Annotated in this window: 13 protein-coding genes; 9 read left to right on the top strand and 4 right to left on the bottom strand. The window is 63.8% G+C overall.

Features of this window, described 5'->3' with window-relative positions:
• The gene (locus F8197_RS07650; protein ID WP_152881403.1) at positions 1–663 is read left to right on the top strand and encodes a Smr/MutS family protein; all 663 of its coding nucleotides are present in this window, start codon (positions 1–3) and stop codon (positions 661–663) included.
• 1 nt (position 664) lies between these two features.
• Here the strand turns inward: F8197_RS07650 and F8197_RS07655 are convergent, their stop codons facing one another.
• A complete protein-coding gene (locus F8197_RS07655; RefSeq protein WP_152881404.1) occupies positions 665–1,762 on the bottom strand; it encodes an NADH:flavin oxidoreductase/NADH oxidase in 1,098 nt (365 codons plus the stop codon).
• A gap of 198 nt (positions 1,763–1,960) precedes the next feature.
• On the opposite strand from F8197_RS07655, the gene F8197_RS07660 reads away from it, so the two are divergent.
• From F8197_RS07660 to F8197_RS28860, 3 genes are all read left to right on the top strand, one after another.
• On the top strand, positions 1,961–2,593 hold the full coding sequence (locus F8197_RS07660; RefSeq protein ID WP_152881405.1) for a trimeric intracellular cation channel family protein: 633 nt from the start codon (positions 1,961–1,963) through the stop codon (positions 2,591–2,593).
• A 161-nt stretch (positions 2,594–2,754) separates the two neighbouring features.
• A complete protein-coding gene (locus tag F8197_RS07665) occupies positions 2,755–4,518 on the top strand; it encodes a rhamnogalacturonan lyase B N-terminal domain-containing protein (RefSeq protein ID WP_152881406.1) in 1,764 nt (587 codons plus the stop codon).
• 16 nt (positions 4,519–4,534) lie between these two features.
• Entirely contained in the window at positions 4,535–5,176 is a 642-nt protein-coding gene (locus F8197_RS28860; RefSeq protein ID WP_227012152.1) for a PEP-CTERM sorting domain-containing protein, read from the top strand.
• 53 nt (positions 5,177–5,229) lie between these two features.
• Here F8197_RS28860 and F8197_RS07675 read toward each other — a convergent pair whose 3' ends face one another.
• Positions 5,230–5,568, bottom strand: a complete 339-nt coding sequence (locus tag F8197_RS07675; protein ID WP_019922031.1) for a P-II family nitrogen regulator — start codon at positions 5,566–5,568, stop codon at positions 5,230–5,232.
• A 111-nt stretch (positions 5,569–5,679) separates the two neighbouring features.
• Positions 5,680–7,734 carry an NAD(+) synthase gene (locus tag F8197_RS07680; RefSeq protein WP_152881407.1) on the bottom strand — a complete coding sequence of 685 codons (2,055 nt, stop codon included), beginning with the start codon at positions 7,732–7,734 and terminating at the stop codon, positions 5,680–5,682.
• Positions 7,735–7,850: 116 nt separating this feature from the next.
• Between F8197_RS07680 and F8197_RS07685 the strand changes: the two genes are divergently transcribed.
• The gene (locus tag F8197_RS07685) at positions 7,851–8,972 is read left to right on the top strand and encodes a GNAT family N-acetyltransferase (RefSeq protein WP_373996815.1); all 1,122 of its coding nucleotides are present in this window, start codon (positions 7,851–7,853) and stop codon (positions 8,970–8,972) included.
• 211 nt (positions 8,973–9,183) lie between these two features.
• Complete coding sequence (locus tag F8197_RS07690) at positions 9,184–9,810, top strand: Crp/Fnr family transcriptional regulator (protein WP_056138738.1); 627 nt, start codon at positions 9,184–9,186, stop codon at positions 9,808–9,810.
• A gap of 253 nt (positions 9,811–10,063) precedes the next feature.
• Here the strand turns inward: F8197_RS07690 and ppa are convergent, their stop codons facing one another.
• Positions 10,064–10,606 carry an inorganic diphosphatase gene (gene ppa / locus F8197_RS07695; RefSeq protein ID WP_019922024.1) on the bottom strand — a complete coding sequence of 181 codons (543 nt, stop codon included), beginning with the start codon at positions 10,604–10,606 and terminating at the stop codon, positions 10,064–10,066.
• A 188-nt stretch (positions 10,607–10,794) separates the two neighbouring features.
• Between ppa and F8197_RS07700 the strand changes: the two genes are divergently transcribed.
• The 3 genes from F8197_RS07700 (at position 10,795) to F8197_RS07710 (ending at position 14,911) form a co-directional block, all read left to right on the top strand.
• The gene (locus F8197_RS07700) at positions 10,795–11,307 is read left to right on the top strand and encodes a sigma-70 family RNA polymerase sigma factor (protein ID WP_373996816.1); all 513 of its coding nucleotides are present in this window, start codon (positions 10,795–10,797) and stop codon (positions 11,305–11,307) included.
• The gene (locus tag F8197_RS07705; RefSeq protein ID WP_152881408.1) at positions 11,304–12,386 is read left to right on the top strand and encodes a FecR domain-containing protein; all 1,083 of its coding nucleotides are present in this window, start codon (positions 11,304–11,306) and stop codon (positions 12,384–12,386) included. The genes F8197_RS07700 and F8197_RS07705 overlap by 4 nt, the downstream gene beginning before the upstream one ends.
• 143 nt (positions 12,387–12,529) lie before the next feature.
• A complete protein-coding gene (locus F8197_RS07710; RefSeq protein ID WP_227012153.1) occupies positions 12,530–14,911 on the top strand; it encodes a TonB-dependent siderophore receptor in 2,382 nt (793 codons plus the stop codon).
• Positions 14,912–14,929 lie beyond the last annotated feature (18 nt).

Below are 14,929 nucleotides of genomic sequence, written 5' to 3' on the forward strand. Positions count from 1 at the left end.
ATGAAAGACTTCTCGGAACTGAAATCGCTGAGCAAGCAGCTCAGGGAGCAGACCGAGGCGCGCGCCGCCGCCGAGGCGGAGCGCGTCAAGCGGGAAAAGACGCAGGTGGTGGAGGCGAATATCTTCCAGTCGGCGCTCGGCGGCGTCAAGCGCCTGCCCGAATCGGACCGCCATGTGCCGCAGATGCCGAAAACGGCCGGTGTCGCCCCGCCCGTCAAGCGCAAGCTGACGCAAGCCGAGGACGACGCCGAAGTGCTGCGCGAGTCGCTGTCCGACCTGTTTGAAGTCGATCACTACCTGGAAGAAGACCCGGCGCTCAATTACGCCGCACCCGGCGTCGGCTCCGACGTGGTGAAAAAACTGCGCAAGGGCCACTGGCCGGTGCAGGACGAACTCGATTTGCACGGCATGCGGCGCGACCAGGCGCGCGACGCCATCGGCGACTTTTTACGCCGTTCGACCATGCGCAACCATCGCTGCGTGTGCGTCATTCACGGTCGCGGTTTTGGTTCGCGCGGCCAGGAACCGGTGCTCAAATCGATGGTGCACAGCTGGCTGGTGCAGAAGGAAGAAGTGGTAGCATTCTGCCAGGCGCGCTCCTCGGAAGGTGGAGAAGGCGCGCTGATGGTGCTGCTGAGGGCCGCACTGCGGCCCGAGCGCTGAATTATCCGCGACGATACTTTTCCAGCCAGTGCGCATACGGCGCTGGCAGCAGCCACGTGGGACGCTCCACTTTCAGCTCCGCCGCCATCTGCGCGGCGTAGTGCGGATTGGCCAGGAAAGCGCGGCCGATCATCACCAGGTCCATCTGCTGGTCGGCCACCACGCGGTTGGCCACCTCCGGCACATCGATTCCCCAAGACGACGCCACCGGCAAGCCCGCCTCGCGGCGCACCCGTTCGGCGATCGGCGCCAGGAACGGTGTTCCCCACGGCACGTTGCCATTCGGTGTCGAGAAGCCCACGCTCACGTTCAGCAGATCGAGTCCGCCCTCGTGCATCGCGCGCGTGACATCGATCGACTCCGCCAGGGTCTGCCCGTCGCGGCCGTCATATTCGATCACGCCGAAACGGGCCGTCAGCGGCAGGTGCTCGGGCCATACCGCGCGCACGGCCGCCAGGGTTTCCAGCATGAAGCGGCTGCGGCCGGCAAAGTTGCCGCCGTAGGCATCATCGCGCTGGTTGGCATCGACGTTGAAGAAACTCTGCGCCAGATAGCCGTGGGCGAAATGCAGTTCGAGCCACTGGAAGCCGGCGTCACGCGCACGCTGGGCGGATGCGACGAAATCGGCTTTTACCCGTTCGATATCGTCTAGCGTCATGGCCTTGGGCACCTGCGGCAGGTTGGCGCCAAACGCCACGGCCGACGGTGCGATGGTTTGCCAGCTGCGCGGATCGTCGGCAGCGATGTGATCGTCGCCTTCCCACGGCTTGTTGGCGCTGGCTTTGCGGCCGGCATGGGCGATCTGGATGCCGGGCACGGCGCCGGCGGCCTTGATGCCGGCCGCAATGCGCGCCAGGCCGGCGGCCTGCTCGTCGTTCCACAGGCCCAGGCAGCCAGGGGTGATGCGCCCTTCGGGCGACACGGCGGTCGCTTCCACGATCACCAGGCCGGCGCCGCCACGCGCCAGGGCCGGGTAATGCACCTGGTGCCAATCGTTGGTGAGGCCATCGTCGGCGCTGTACTGGCACATCGGCGGCACCGCGATACGGTTGCGCAGCGTGACATCCTTGAGGGAAAACGGGGTAAATAATGCGGTCATCGCTCAAACTTTAAAGTTGATCTGGACAGCATCATAATTCATTAATGAATTATGAGTAGTCGGAGCGGCCAAATCGGCTAAGCAGGCGCAACAAGCTTCGCAGCGTGTCAGCCGAGCAACTAAGTTACACGGTGAGCGGCGCTCATGTTAACCTGAGCAATCTTCGACTTCCTCTACCGTTCGCACCCGATGCCCTACATGTCCCACGTTCCGGTTCACGTTTCCCTGGTCACCGTCATCGAGATCGTGGCGATCCTGGTGGGCGCGTTTTCCGGGTTCGTGGAGGCACGCCGCAAGCGCATGGACCTGGTGGGTGTATTCACGGTGGCTTTCATCACCGCGTTCGGCGGCGGGACATTACGCGACATCCTGCTCGACCGCCGGCCGCTGTTCTGGGTCATGCACCAGGAATACGCGATCCTGATTTTCGTGCTGGCCCTGATCGCCGCGCCGCTGATGCGCACCCTCAAGCAAATCCTGTCCGAACGCCTGATCGTGATAGCCGACGCCATCGGCCTGGGCCTGTTCGCGGTGGCGGGCGTGTCGCAGGCGCAAGCGGCCGGCATGCCGCTGTTCATCGCCTCGATGATGGGCGTGATCACCGGCATCTTTGGCGGCGTGCTGCGCGACATCGTCTGCAACGAAGTGCCGATGGTCTTCCGCGACGGCAAACCCTACGCCATCTGCGCCTTCTTCGGCTGCTGGATGTACATCGGCCTGCAATACACCGACGTCTCCGACGACGTCGCCCTGTGGGCCAGCGCCGCCTCGATCACGGTGATGCGGCTGGTGACGTGGAAATTCGACTTGCATTTGCCTTCAGACAAGTAACCGTCACCGGTAGCCCGGAAATTGGACCCAATCAGTTAAGTGATTTATTTGCAATTGTTGCATCGGCGGCGTTGACCGCCGCATGGCAACGCAAGACTATGTGTGTCAGCGTGCCGGCGCGCCCTATTCAATATAAATAATATATTTAGGGAGACACAATCATGGAAACCAATACCCTGCGCGTCCTCACCGGCGCGGCAGCGCTGTCCCTGTTCGCCGGTTGCGGTGGCAGTGGCAGTAGTACCAGTGACAGCAACATGCCAGCGGCCCGCACCCTCGCCACCACCACGGTCGCGGGCGCCGACGCCACCAGCACCACACAGGCCAATGCCGCAACCTTCGGCCTCACCCAGGACACCAACTTCTACACCGTCGATACCGGCGCCGGACTGGTGTTCAAGATCCGCCGCACCGACAATGGCGTGAGCACCCAGTCGGCCGGCGATATCGCCTCGATGATCTACAACGGCGTGCAGTACCAGGACCAGGCGCGCGGCACCCAGCTGAACTCGGGCTTCGACTACCTGTACAACAATGTCTCGGCGGTGGCCGTGACCGCCACCACCGTCGGCGCCGACACCATCAAGATCACCGTGCAAGCAGGCGACCTCACCCACTACTACATGGCGCGCCGGGGCGATCCGAATATCTACATGGGCACGTACTTCACGACCGAACCGAGCACGCTGGGCCTGGCGCGCTTCATCGTGCGGGTACCGATCGCCGCGCTGCCCAACGGCCCGGTGCCGTCCGACCTGCGCGGCACCAACGGCGCCATCGAATCGGGCGACGTGTTCGGCATGCCCAACGGCGAAACCCGCTCCAAGCACTACTCGAACATGCGGCTCAAGGACTGGCGCTACATCGGCGCCACCAGCGCCACCGCCGGCCTGTGGATCGTGCGCGACAACCACGAAGGCGGCTCGGGCGGGCCGTTCTACCGCAGCCTGCTCAACCAGGGCACGTCCACCAACCAGGAAATCACTTACATCATCAACTACGGCGAGGCGCAGACCGAAGCGTTCCGTCCCGGCATCCTCAACACCTACACCATGACCTTCACCGACGGCGCCGCACCTGGGGCCATCGATACGTCGTGGTTCGCCGGCATGGGCCTGCTCGGCTATGTGCCGGACAGCGGCCGTGGCGGCGTGGCCGGCGTGGGCATCGCCAACCGCGACACGCGCTATGCCTACACGGTGGGCTTTGCCAACGCCACGGCGCAATACTATGCCGACGTCAACCCGTCCAACGGTTACTACAGCAGCGCCGGCATGCTGCCCGGCACCTACACCATGACGGTGTACAAGAACGAACTGGCAGTCGAGTCACGCAGCGTGACGGTCAACGCCGGCGCCGTCACCACGCTCAACACCATCACCGTCGCGGGCGACCCGAGCAGCGTCACGCCCAAGTGGCGCATCGGCGACTGGGACGGCACCCCCAACGAGTTCATCAACGGCGACAAGCTCACCACCATGCACCCGCAGGATGTACGCATGGCTGCCTGGACGGTGCCCGACTACGTGATCGGCACATCCACCCCGGCCACCGGCTTCCCCGCTTACCAGTGGAAGGAAGTGAACGGCAACCTGGTGATCCGCTTCAACCTCAAGCAGAGCGAAATCCGCGCCTACACGCTGCGCGCCGGCATCACGGTCGGTTTTGCCGGCGGTCGGCCGAAGATTTCAGTCAATGGCTGGAGTTCGGCCAATCCTGCCGCGCCAAACCAGCCGAAAACCCGCACGCTCACGGTTGGCACCTATCGCGGCAATAACACCATGCTGACCTTTAATATCCCGGCCAGCGAGCTGCTGGTGGGCCAGAACACCTTGACACTCACGGCCATCAGCGGCTCGAGCGGGGTCAAGTACCTGAGCCCCGGCTATGCCTGGGATGCCGTCGATCTGATTCCAACCCCATAACTCATAAGGAGAACCCATGAATCTGCATACCCTAGCCCTCTCGGTGCTGCTGGCCGGCGCCGCCGGCAGCGCCGCAGCGGCGGTCACCGCCACCACCGGCAACAGCGCCACCCTCGCCGGCTACAACCACGCCGCCACGTTCGAAGGCAATACGGCCTTGTCGAACACCTGGACCGAAGACGGACTGCTGTTCTTTGCCAGCGGCTCGGCGAGCAACAACGGCTGTGGCTACGCCGGCATCGACTGCTACGACGCGCCGGATGAACTCAGCCCTTCGTTCTCCGGCAATTACCTGGCGACGGCGGGCAGCAATGCCTACATCGGCATCCGCGTGGCCGATGGCCGCGACTTTACCAGCATCGAGTTCGGCGTCGGCTCTGGCTACCTGAACCGGCACGGCTACTGGACCACTTACCTGGACGGACTGTTGACGGGGTCGGGCAATTTCAGCGGCGCTTCGGTGCTGGGACTGAGCGACGCACGCGGGATGGACGAAGTGCGGTTCTACGCGTTCTCGACCGCCAACCGGACCAGCGGCTTCAGCGCGGCTGCAATCGACAATGTGCGGGTGCTGGCGGTGCCGGAACCGCAGACGTGGGCAATGCTGATGGGAGGATTGGCGCTGATCGGATGGCGCCGCAGGGCCAACCGCCGTTAAAACGACGGCGGTGGCCGCGTCACTCCCGGGCGGGAGTGACGTATTGAACTGATTTACACTGCGTCCGGGCCGGTTTCGCCGGTACGAATGCGGATCACCTGCTCGACGTTTTGCACGAAGATTTTGCCGTCGCCGATCTTGCCGGTGCGGGCAGCCTTGATGATGGCGTCCACCACCTGCTCGGCCACGCCATCGTCCACCACCACTTCAACCTTCACCTTCGGCAGGAAATCGACCACGTATTCGGCGCCACGGTACAGTTCGGTGTGGCCTTTCTGGCGGCCGAAGCCCTTGACCTCGGTCACCGTCAGGCCGGTCACGTTCACTTCGGCCAGCGCTTCGCGCACTTCGTCCAGTTTGAACGGCTTGATCACTGCGGTAATCTGTTTCATGACTTCTCCTAATATTTGAATCAAAAATTCTTGGTCAGCAATAGCAATGGATCTATTGTAATCGACAACAGCGCACTTACCAGCCGCCTTGACGCCGAGTCCGGACTTTTGTCAGTCGTGCACCGGAATGGCGCGTAATTCTTCCATCCAGACAACGCTTTGGCCGTCGCTAGGCGCGCGCCAGTCGCCGCGCGGCGACAGCGAGCCGCCGCTGCCCACCTTCGGTCCGTTCGGCACGCAGCTACGCTTGAACTGGCTGGTACGGAAGAAACGGTCGAGGAAAATCCCGAGGTTGTGCTTGATCGCTGCCAGGTCGTACTCGTTGCGTGCCACGTGGTCGCCATCGGGCCAGCGGCCGAGCGTCCTGTCGCGCCAGGCATTCAACGACAGGAACGCCACCTTGGACGGCGCAAAGCCGAAGCGCAGCACGTAGTACAGGTTGAAGTCTTGCAGTTCGTATGGGCCGATGGTGCTCTCGGTACGCTGCTCGGGCTGGCCGCCGGCGGTGCCGGGCACCAGTTCGGGGCTGATTTCGGTGCCGAGAATGTCGAGCAGCACTTGCGCATCGTTGCGGCCGATCACGCCCGATTCGGCCACCCAGCGCACCAGGTGCGAGATCAACGTCTTCGGCACGCTGGCGTTGACGTTGTAGTGCGACATGTGGTCGCCCACGCCGTACGTGCACCAGCCCAGCGCCAGCTCGCTCAGGTCGCCGGTACCGACAACGATGCCGCCGTGGTGGTTGGCCAGGCGGAACAGGTGGTTGGTGCGCTCGCCGGCCTGCACGTTCTCGAACGTGATGTCGTACTGCGCCTGGCCCTCCGAGTACGGGTGCCCCAGGTCCTTGAGCATCTGGATGCAGCTGGGGCGGATATCAATTTCCTGGGCCGAACAGCCGACCAGCTGCATCAGCGCGTGCGCCTGCTTGAGCGTGCGCTCGCTGGTGGCAAAGCCGGGCATGGTGTACGCCAGAATGTTGGTGCGAGGCAAGCCTAGCTTGTCCATCACGCGCGCGCACACCAGCAGCGCGTGGGTGGAATCGAGCCCGCCCGAAACGCCGATCACCACCTTCTTGATGCCGCTAGAACTCAAGCGCTGCGCCAGCGCCTGCACCTGGATGTTGTAAACCTCGTGGCAGCGCTCGTCGCGGCGGCGCGCATCGGCCGGCACGTAAGGGAAGCGCTCGACGCAGCGGCGCAGCGCCAGCGGTTCTTCCCGCGACAGTTCCAGCTCGAAGAATACGGTGCGGAACTTGTTCACTTCGGCCGCGTGCCGCTGCACCGATTGGGCGAAGGTATTCATGCGCATCCGTTCGCGCGACAGGCGCTCGAGGTCGATGTCGGCAAAGGTGAGCACCGGTTCGTCGGTAAAACGTTTCGATTCGGCCAGCAGTTCGCCGTTCTCGAAGATCACGCCCTGGCCGTCCCACGCCATGTCGGTGGTCGATTCGCCGCCGCCAGCCGACGTGTACAGGTAGGCGGCGATGCAGCGTGCCGACTGGTTACCGACCAGCTGGTTGCGGTAGCCGGCCTTGCCGATCACCGCGTTCGAGGCCGACAGGTTGACCAGCACCGTGGCGCCGGCCAGCGCCGCGAACGACGACGGCGGCACCGGCACCCACACGTCCTCGCAAATCTCGACGTGGAATTTGAGCAGCGGCACGTCGGCCACCTCGAACAGCAACCCGGCGCCGAACTGCACGCGTTCACCGAGCAAGTCCATCTCGACCGCCACCGCGTAGTCGCCGCTGCTGAACTGGCGCGCTTCGTAGAATTCGCCGTAGTTGGGCAGGTACGACTTGGGCACCACGCCCTGGATCTGGCCGTTGGCCACCACCACCGCGCAGTTGTAGAGCTGGTGCTCCACCCGCAGCGGAACGCCCACCACGACCGCCATCTTCCACTGCAACGAGGCGTTGACGATTTCCGCCAGCGCATCGAGGCAGGCGTCGAGCAGCGCGCGCTGGTGGAACAGGTCGTCGCACGTATAGGCGGCCAGGCCCAGTTCCGGGAACGCCACCAGGGCCGCGCCCTGCTCCGCCGCCTGGTTGGCCAGCAAAATGGTCTGCTCGGCGTTGTAGGCCGGGTCGGCGATGCGGCACACCGGCGCGGCAATGGCCACGCGGGCGAAATCGTGGGTGTACAGATTGAGGAAATTCGAGCTCATAAAGGATCTTTCCGACGGTGGTGCACAGGCATGGAATCCAATTATCGCATGCGCACCGCCAACGCAAAGGTCGTGGATACGCTAGACTTGGCCCACCATCATGGGCAGGAGGCAGTGTGTCAGAAGCAGAGTTTTCGATCATCGAGTCGCTGGAGAGCGTGGACGAGCAGCAGTGGCAAGCGCTGGCCGGCGACAATCCCACGCTGGCATACCGCTTTTTGCACACGCTGCACACCACGCGCTGCGCCTGCCCGCAAACGGGCTGGACCCCGCGCTACCTGGTCATGTACCGGGACGACGTGCTGCACGGCGCCATGCCGCTTTACCTCAAGCATCACAGCCGCGGCGAATACGTATTCGACCACGCCTGGGCCGACGCCTTCCACCGCAACGGCATCGAATACTATCCGAAGCTGCTCTCGGCGGTGCCGTTTTCGCCGGTGACGGGCAGCCGCCTGCTGGCGCGCACGCCTGACGACCGCGCCCTGCTCGCACGCGCCGTGCTGCAAGTGGCGCAACAGCTGGAAACCTCGTCGCTGCACATTTTGTTCCCCGACGAGCAGGACCGGCAAGCGCTGCAAGCGGCTGGGTTCATGCTGCGCGAAGGCGTGCAGTTTCACTGGGAAAATCCCGGTTACGCCGATTTCGACGCGTTTCTGGCCAGCTTCAAGATGGACAAGCGCAAGAAAATCCGCCAGGACCGCCGCCGCGTGGTCGAAGCCGGCATCACCTTCCAGCACCTGGCCGGCGCCGCCATCACGCAGGAGGTGATGGCGTTCTTTTACCGGTGCTACGTGTCCACGTACCAGGCCCATGGCAACAGACCCTACCTGAGCCTGGCCTTTTTCGAGCAATTGCGCGAACACATGGCCGACAACTTGATGATCGTGCTGGCGCAGCGCGGCGACCAGCCGGTGGCGGTGGCCCTCAACCTGGTCGGCGGCGGCATCATGTACGGACGCTACTGGGGCACGACGGAATTCGTCTCGGGCCTGCATTTTGAAACCTGTTACGTGCAAGCGATCGAGTATTGCATTGCGCACGGCATCGCCCGTTTCGAGGGCGGCGCCCAGGGCGTGCACAAGATGTCGCGCGGCCTGTCGCCCACGCCCACGTGGTCGGCGCACTGGGTGGCGGACCCGCGTTTTGCCGCCGCCATCGGCGATTTCCTGGCGCAGGAAACTGCCGCCATCGAAGAATATATCGACGAACTGGCCGAGCACGCACCCTTTAAATAAGGGCAACCCTTACGTAATTATGTGAGGATTTCGTTAAACGGGTAGAATGTTAGCGGTAGCAACTATCTGACCATGGATGAAACCAGTTTGCTTCACAGCATTTTCAATCGCGCCTATACTCTATGCCCGTTGACGGTTTTGTCACAACACGTGACGTAAAACAATGAATGCAGATTTTATAAAACAACGGAACCGCTTCAAGGCCGCGACGATGAAACGTCTCGGTGTCACTGAAGAGGCTTATACCAACGTAACCGACCAGCTGGCGCACATCGCCCAGCCGTTCCATGTGCGCAAGGGCGAGTTCCTGCAGCGTGCCGGCGCCGTTGCCACCCAGGTACACTGGCTGGCCAGCGGCGTGGCGCGCAGCGGGTTCTTCAACCGCGACGGCGTGGAAGTCACCCTGCGCTTTTATCGCGAAGGGGAATCGGCCACCACCCTCACCGACCTGATTGCCGGCGAGAATGGCCAGCCGGCAGTGCAGTTCCTGGTGGCGGAAACCACGATCCACGGCTTTACGCTTGACTGGACCCAGGCCAGCGCCCTGCGCGCCCAAAGCGAGGTGATGCAGCATTACCACCTGCAAGCGGCCATGCACGGCATGCACAACCTGGCCCAGCGCGCCTACGCCACCGGTGAGACCTCGGCCCAGGAGCGCCTGGCCGCATTCCGCGAGGAATATCCGGGCCTGGAAGCACGCATCTCGCAGCGGGCCATCGCTTCGTACCTGGGCATCACGCCGCAGTACATGTCGCGCCTGCGCCGCGAGGCGGAAGCCGAACTGGCCGGTATCGAAGCCGGTGCGGAAGCCAACGCCGAGGCTTACGCCCGCAACTGACGCGGCATGACCGGGCGCGGCCATATCGCACGCGCCCGGCCTTCACCTTCTTGCGCATAGACGCAGCAATCGTTACCACCACCTGCGCAATCGATTGCAGACTGTTTTCTGCGCCTACCCTGTCGCCAGGTAAAGCACCAACCTGCGGCTGACCACGCTTTTCGGCCCCGCCCTTGCACGCGGTATCTCGAGACCATAAAAAAAGCCCGGCTGCGCAATGCAGCCGGGCTTTTTGATGGAACGCGCTGGCGGATTAGCCGGCAGCGTTTTCCTTGTTGTACGACGCAACGCCGTTCAGGATTTCTTGTTTGGCATCTTCCACGCCGTACCAGCCGTCGATCTTGACCCATTTGCCTTTTTCCAGGTCCTTGTAGTGCTCGAAGAAGTGCTGGATCTGGCGCAGGCGCAGTTCATTCAGGTCTTCCGGCTTTTGCCAGTGGCTGTAAATCGACAGTACTTTATCGACCGGCACGGCCAGGACCTTGGCGTCTTCACCGGATTCGTCGGTCATTTTCAGCACGCCGATAGGACGGCAGCGCACGACCACGCCAGGGATCAGCGGGAACGGAGTGATCACCAGCACGTCAACCGGGTCGCCGTCGTCCGACAGGGTGTTCGGCACGTAGCCGTAGTTGCATGGGTAATGCATGGCGGTGCCCATGAAACGGTCCACGAAAATCGCGCCGGAATCTTTATCGACTTCGTACTTGATCGGATCGGCGTTCATCGGAATTTCGATGATCACGTTGAAGTCGTTAGGCACATCGCGGCCCGAAGGCACTTTATTCAAGCTCATGGGTTTTCCTTGTTGGAGGGGTGCTGACAATTGGACAATTGATTAACCGCGTAATTATAGCGAAGTACAGCTTGCTTGTGCGGCGCAGCACCCGTGCGTGCGGCCGATTGTTGGTGGTGGCGCACACGCGGGAGGGATGTTATGATCAACCAGATGAGAATGATTAGCATTTAATATCCAAGCCAACTGTGCCGCCAATTACCCTCCACGACGACAGCACCGCCACCCTGTACAGCGACCACCACGGTTGGCTGCACGGCTGGCTGCGCCGCAAGATGGGCAATGCCGGCGATGCCGCCGACCTGGCGCACGATACCTTTGTGCGCGTGCTCACCCGCAGCAGTCCGGTCCAGGCGCCGGCACTGCGTGCACCGCGCGCCTACCTGGGCACCATCGCGCGCGGCCTGATGGCCGATTTTTTCCGGCGCAAGGATGTCGAACGCGCTTACCTCGATGCGCTGGCCGCCCTGCCCGACGTCCACCAGCCGTCGCCGGAAACACGCGCCATCATGCTTGAAGCGCTGGTGGCCATCGACACCATGCTCGACGGCCTGAAACCGCAGGTGCGGCAGGCGTTCCTGCTGTCGCAACTCGATGGTCTCACCTACGAGCAGATCGCGGTGGAACTGGGCGTCACCAGGCGCACGGTCGGCAACCACATGTGCAAGGCCATCGAACACTGCTACCTGCTGGCGCCATGAACGCCCGTTTGCCCGCAACCGATGCGCAGGCGCCGCGCGACGAGACCGTGGTCCGCAAGGAAGCGGTGGCGTGGTACGCACGCCTGTGCTCGGGCGCCATCACCGATGCCGAACGCGCGGCGTGGCGCCAGTGGCAGGCCGCCCACCCGGACCACGGGCGCGCCTGGCAACGGATCGAGTCCATGCGCGCGGCGCTGCTGCAAGTGCCCGCCAATATCGCCGCGCCCGCACTGCGCATGACCGAACAGGCGCGCAGCCGGCGCCAGGCACTGCGCGGCGTGGCGCTGCTGGCATCCGCCGGCACGCTCGGTTACGTGGCCTGGCGCGGCGCGGGCGAACAGGGCTTTGCCCGGCCGTTGCTGGCCGACTACCGCACCGGCATCGGCCAGCAACGCGAGGTCGTGCTGGCCGATGGCTCGCTGCTGGTGCTCGATACCGCCACCGCCGTCGATGTGCGCTATACCGGTACCGAACGCGTGGTGCGGCTGTGGGCCGGCGCCGTACTGATCGAGACGGCGCATCTGCGCCAGCCGCAGCAGGCAGCCGATCCGCGCCCATTCATCGTGCAGACCGCGCACGGCAGCGTGACCGCGCTCGGCACGCGCTTTACGGTGCGCCAGTACGATGATCCACTTGATGGCCAGTCCGGTGGCTATACCGAAGTGGCGGTGCTAGAGCACGCGGTGGCGATACGCGCTGGCGCTGCTGCCGGAGCGGGTGCTGCGGCAGGCAATCCAGCAGCAACCAACGCTGGTCATCAGCCGGTGCTGCTACGCGCTGGCCAGCAGGTGCGCTTCACCCGCAACAGGGTCGAGACACCGCAGGCCGCACCGGACCATGCCGGCCAGTGGCGCTCGGGGCATTTGCTGGTCAACAACGGCAGCCTGGCCGAGGTGCTGGCCGAGCTGTCACGGTATCGTCACGGGCGCCTGGGCTGCGATCCGGGCGTTGCCGGCTTGCGCATTTCCGGCGTGTTCCTGCTGACGGACACCGACCGCGCGCTGGCCCTGCTCACCCGCACCTTCCCGCTACGCCAGCGCAGTCTTACCCGGTACTGGGTCACGCTGGGGCCGCGCTAAACGCAGGCGCTCAACTATTTTTAAAATAATTTTCCACTTTTTGCATCTCATCCGGCCTACAGGACAGGAACTCCCTGATCGTCCAACTTTATAAGGCCCCTATGTTCAATATCCGCATGACCCCTCTGGCACTAGCGCTTGCCATGCCTTTCGCTGTCTCAGCGCCCGCCGAGGCCACCCGCAACTACCAGATTCCCGCCGGCCCGCTGGCGTCCGTGCTCAACCAGTTTGCAGCCGCCGCCGGCGCCGCGCTGTCGTTCGATCCGGCACTGGCCGCCGGCCACACTTCGCCGGGCCTGCAAGGCGCGCACACGCCAGCCTCCGGTTTTGCCGCGCTTTTGGCCGGCAGCGGCCTGGAAGTAGTGCCGCAGGGAGAGCGCAGCTACAGCGTGCGCCGCATCGCCGCGCCAACTGCTACTGCGCCCATCGCGCAGACACTGGCCGCCATCAGCGTCTCGGCCCGGGGCGAAGCCGACAACGTCACCGAAGGCAGCGGCGCCTATGGCATCCGTTCGATGAGTACAGCTACCCGCCTGGGCCTGTCCACGCGCGAAACGCCGCAGTCGGTGAGCGTAATCACGCGCCAGCAAATGGACGACCAGGCACTGGTCACCGTGCCCGACATCCTGGAAAAAACCGTGGGCGTGACCGTGGGCCGCAATGACAGCGAACGCGCCACCTTTTATGCGCGCGGCTATACCATCGAAAACTTCCAGTTCGACGGCGTGCCGAACACCCTCGACAGCTCCAACCAGTACACCACCGCCATTGGCGACAGCGCCATCTACGACCACGTGGAAGTGGTGCGCGGCGCGGCCGGCCTCTTGACAGGCGCCGGCAATCCGTCCGCCACCATCAACCTGGTGCGCAAGCGGCCCACCAGCGAGTTTGCCGGTACCCTCAATGCCAGCGCCGGCTCGTGGAGCCGCTATCGCGGCGTGGCCGACGTTTCCGGTCCACTCAACGCCAGCGGCAGCGTACGCGCACGCGTAGTGCTGGCCGCGCAAAATGCCGACTCGTACATCGACTACTACCAGCGCGACACCCGCAACGCCTACGCCATCATCGAGGCCGACCTCGGTCCGCGCACGCTGCTCACGGCCGGCATCGATTACATGCGTTCGCGCGCCGATGGCGCCACCTTCGGCCATATTCCGCTGTTCTACAGCGACGGCACGCAAACCAATTTCCGCCGCTCGCTCAACCCGGCCGCGCGCTGGTCGTACTGGGACAACAACAGCACCAACACCTTCGCCTCGCTCAAGCACAGTTTCGACAGCGGCTGGAAGCTCGACCTTTCGGCCAGCCATCTCAAACAGTCGAAGGAAGTGGAATACGGCTCGGCCTACAACGGTGCGGTGGACCGTGCAACCGGCGCCGGCGTGCGGCTGCTGGCCGGCGTGCTGCCCACCCAGGCCAATACCGACAGCGCCAACCTGGCCCTGAGCGGCCCGTTCACGCTGTTCGGCCGCCAGCACGAGCTGATGCTCGGCGCCGGCTATTCGCGCGCGGTGAAGGACGCCCAGCTCTACACCAGCCCGGCCCTGATCGCGGTGCCCGATTATTTTGCGTGGGACGGCTACCTGGCGCAGCCGGCGTCCTATGCCAAGCGGGCCGACCGCGAAACCACCATCACCGAAAAAGGGCTGTCGCTGGCCACCCGTCTGCGCCCTACCGATCAATTGTCGGTGATCCTCGGCGCGCGCATGAGCTGGTACAAGCTGTATGACTTCCAGGTCAATAACGCCGGGGTGCGCGCCGTGGCCGACAACCTCGACATCGGCGAAAAAGTGGTGCCGTATGCGGGCGTGGTCTACGACGTCAATCGCCACTGGTCGGTGTACGCCAGCTATACCGACATCTTCCGTCCGCAAACCTATTACAAGGACGCCAGCGACCGTTCGCTCGATCCGCTGACCGGCAAGAATGTCGAAGCGGGCATCAAGGGCGAGTTCTTCGACCAGCGCCTGAACGCCGGTATCGCCGTGTTTCGTACCGAGCAAAACAACTCGGCGCAATACGTGGGCATCAACGCGGCCACCGGCGGCGAGATCTACCGCCCGATCGAAGGCGTGACCAGCAAGGGCGTGGAACTGGAAGTGTCGGGCCAGGCGGCGCCGGGATGGAATGTGGCGGGCGGCTACACCTTCCGCACGTCGCGCATTCCGTCGCAGCCCGACGTGATCCTGAGCGCGGTCAACACCAACCAGCCCAAGCACCTGTTCAAACTGAGCACGGCCTACAAGCTGGCGGGCGCGCTGGACCAGCTGACCGTGGGCGGTTCGCTGACCTGGCAGAGCGAGACTTATTATCAAACCTCGGACGCCCGCCGCTGGCGCGCAACGCAGCCGTCTTACGCGGTGCTGGGACTGATGGCGCGTTATGACATCAACCGGCGCGTGAGCGTGGCCTTAAATGTCAACAACGTGCTCGATAAGACCTATATGCCGGGGATGGGGTCGTACGGGACGGGCGTGTATGGCGATCCGCGCAGCGCGGTGGTGACAGCCAACTACAAGTTCTAGGCAAATTGGACCGCGCTG

It is taken from the genome of Duganella sp. FT27W (genome assembly GCF_009295655.1).
In the GTDB taxonomy this organism is placed as follows: Bacteria; Pseudomonadota; Gammaproteobacteria; order Burkholderiales; family Burkholderiaceae_D; genus Rugamonas; species Rugamonas zoogloeoides.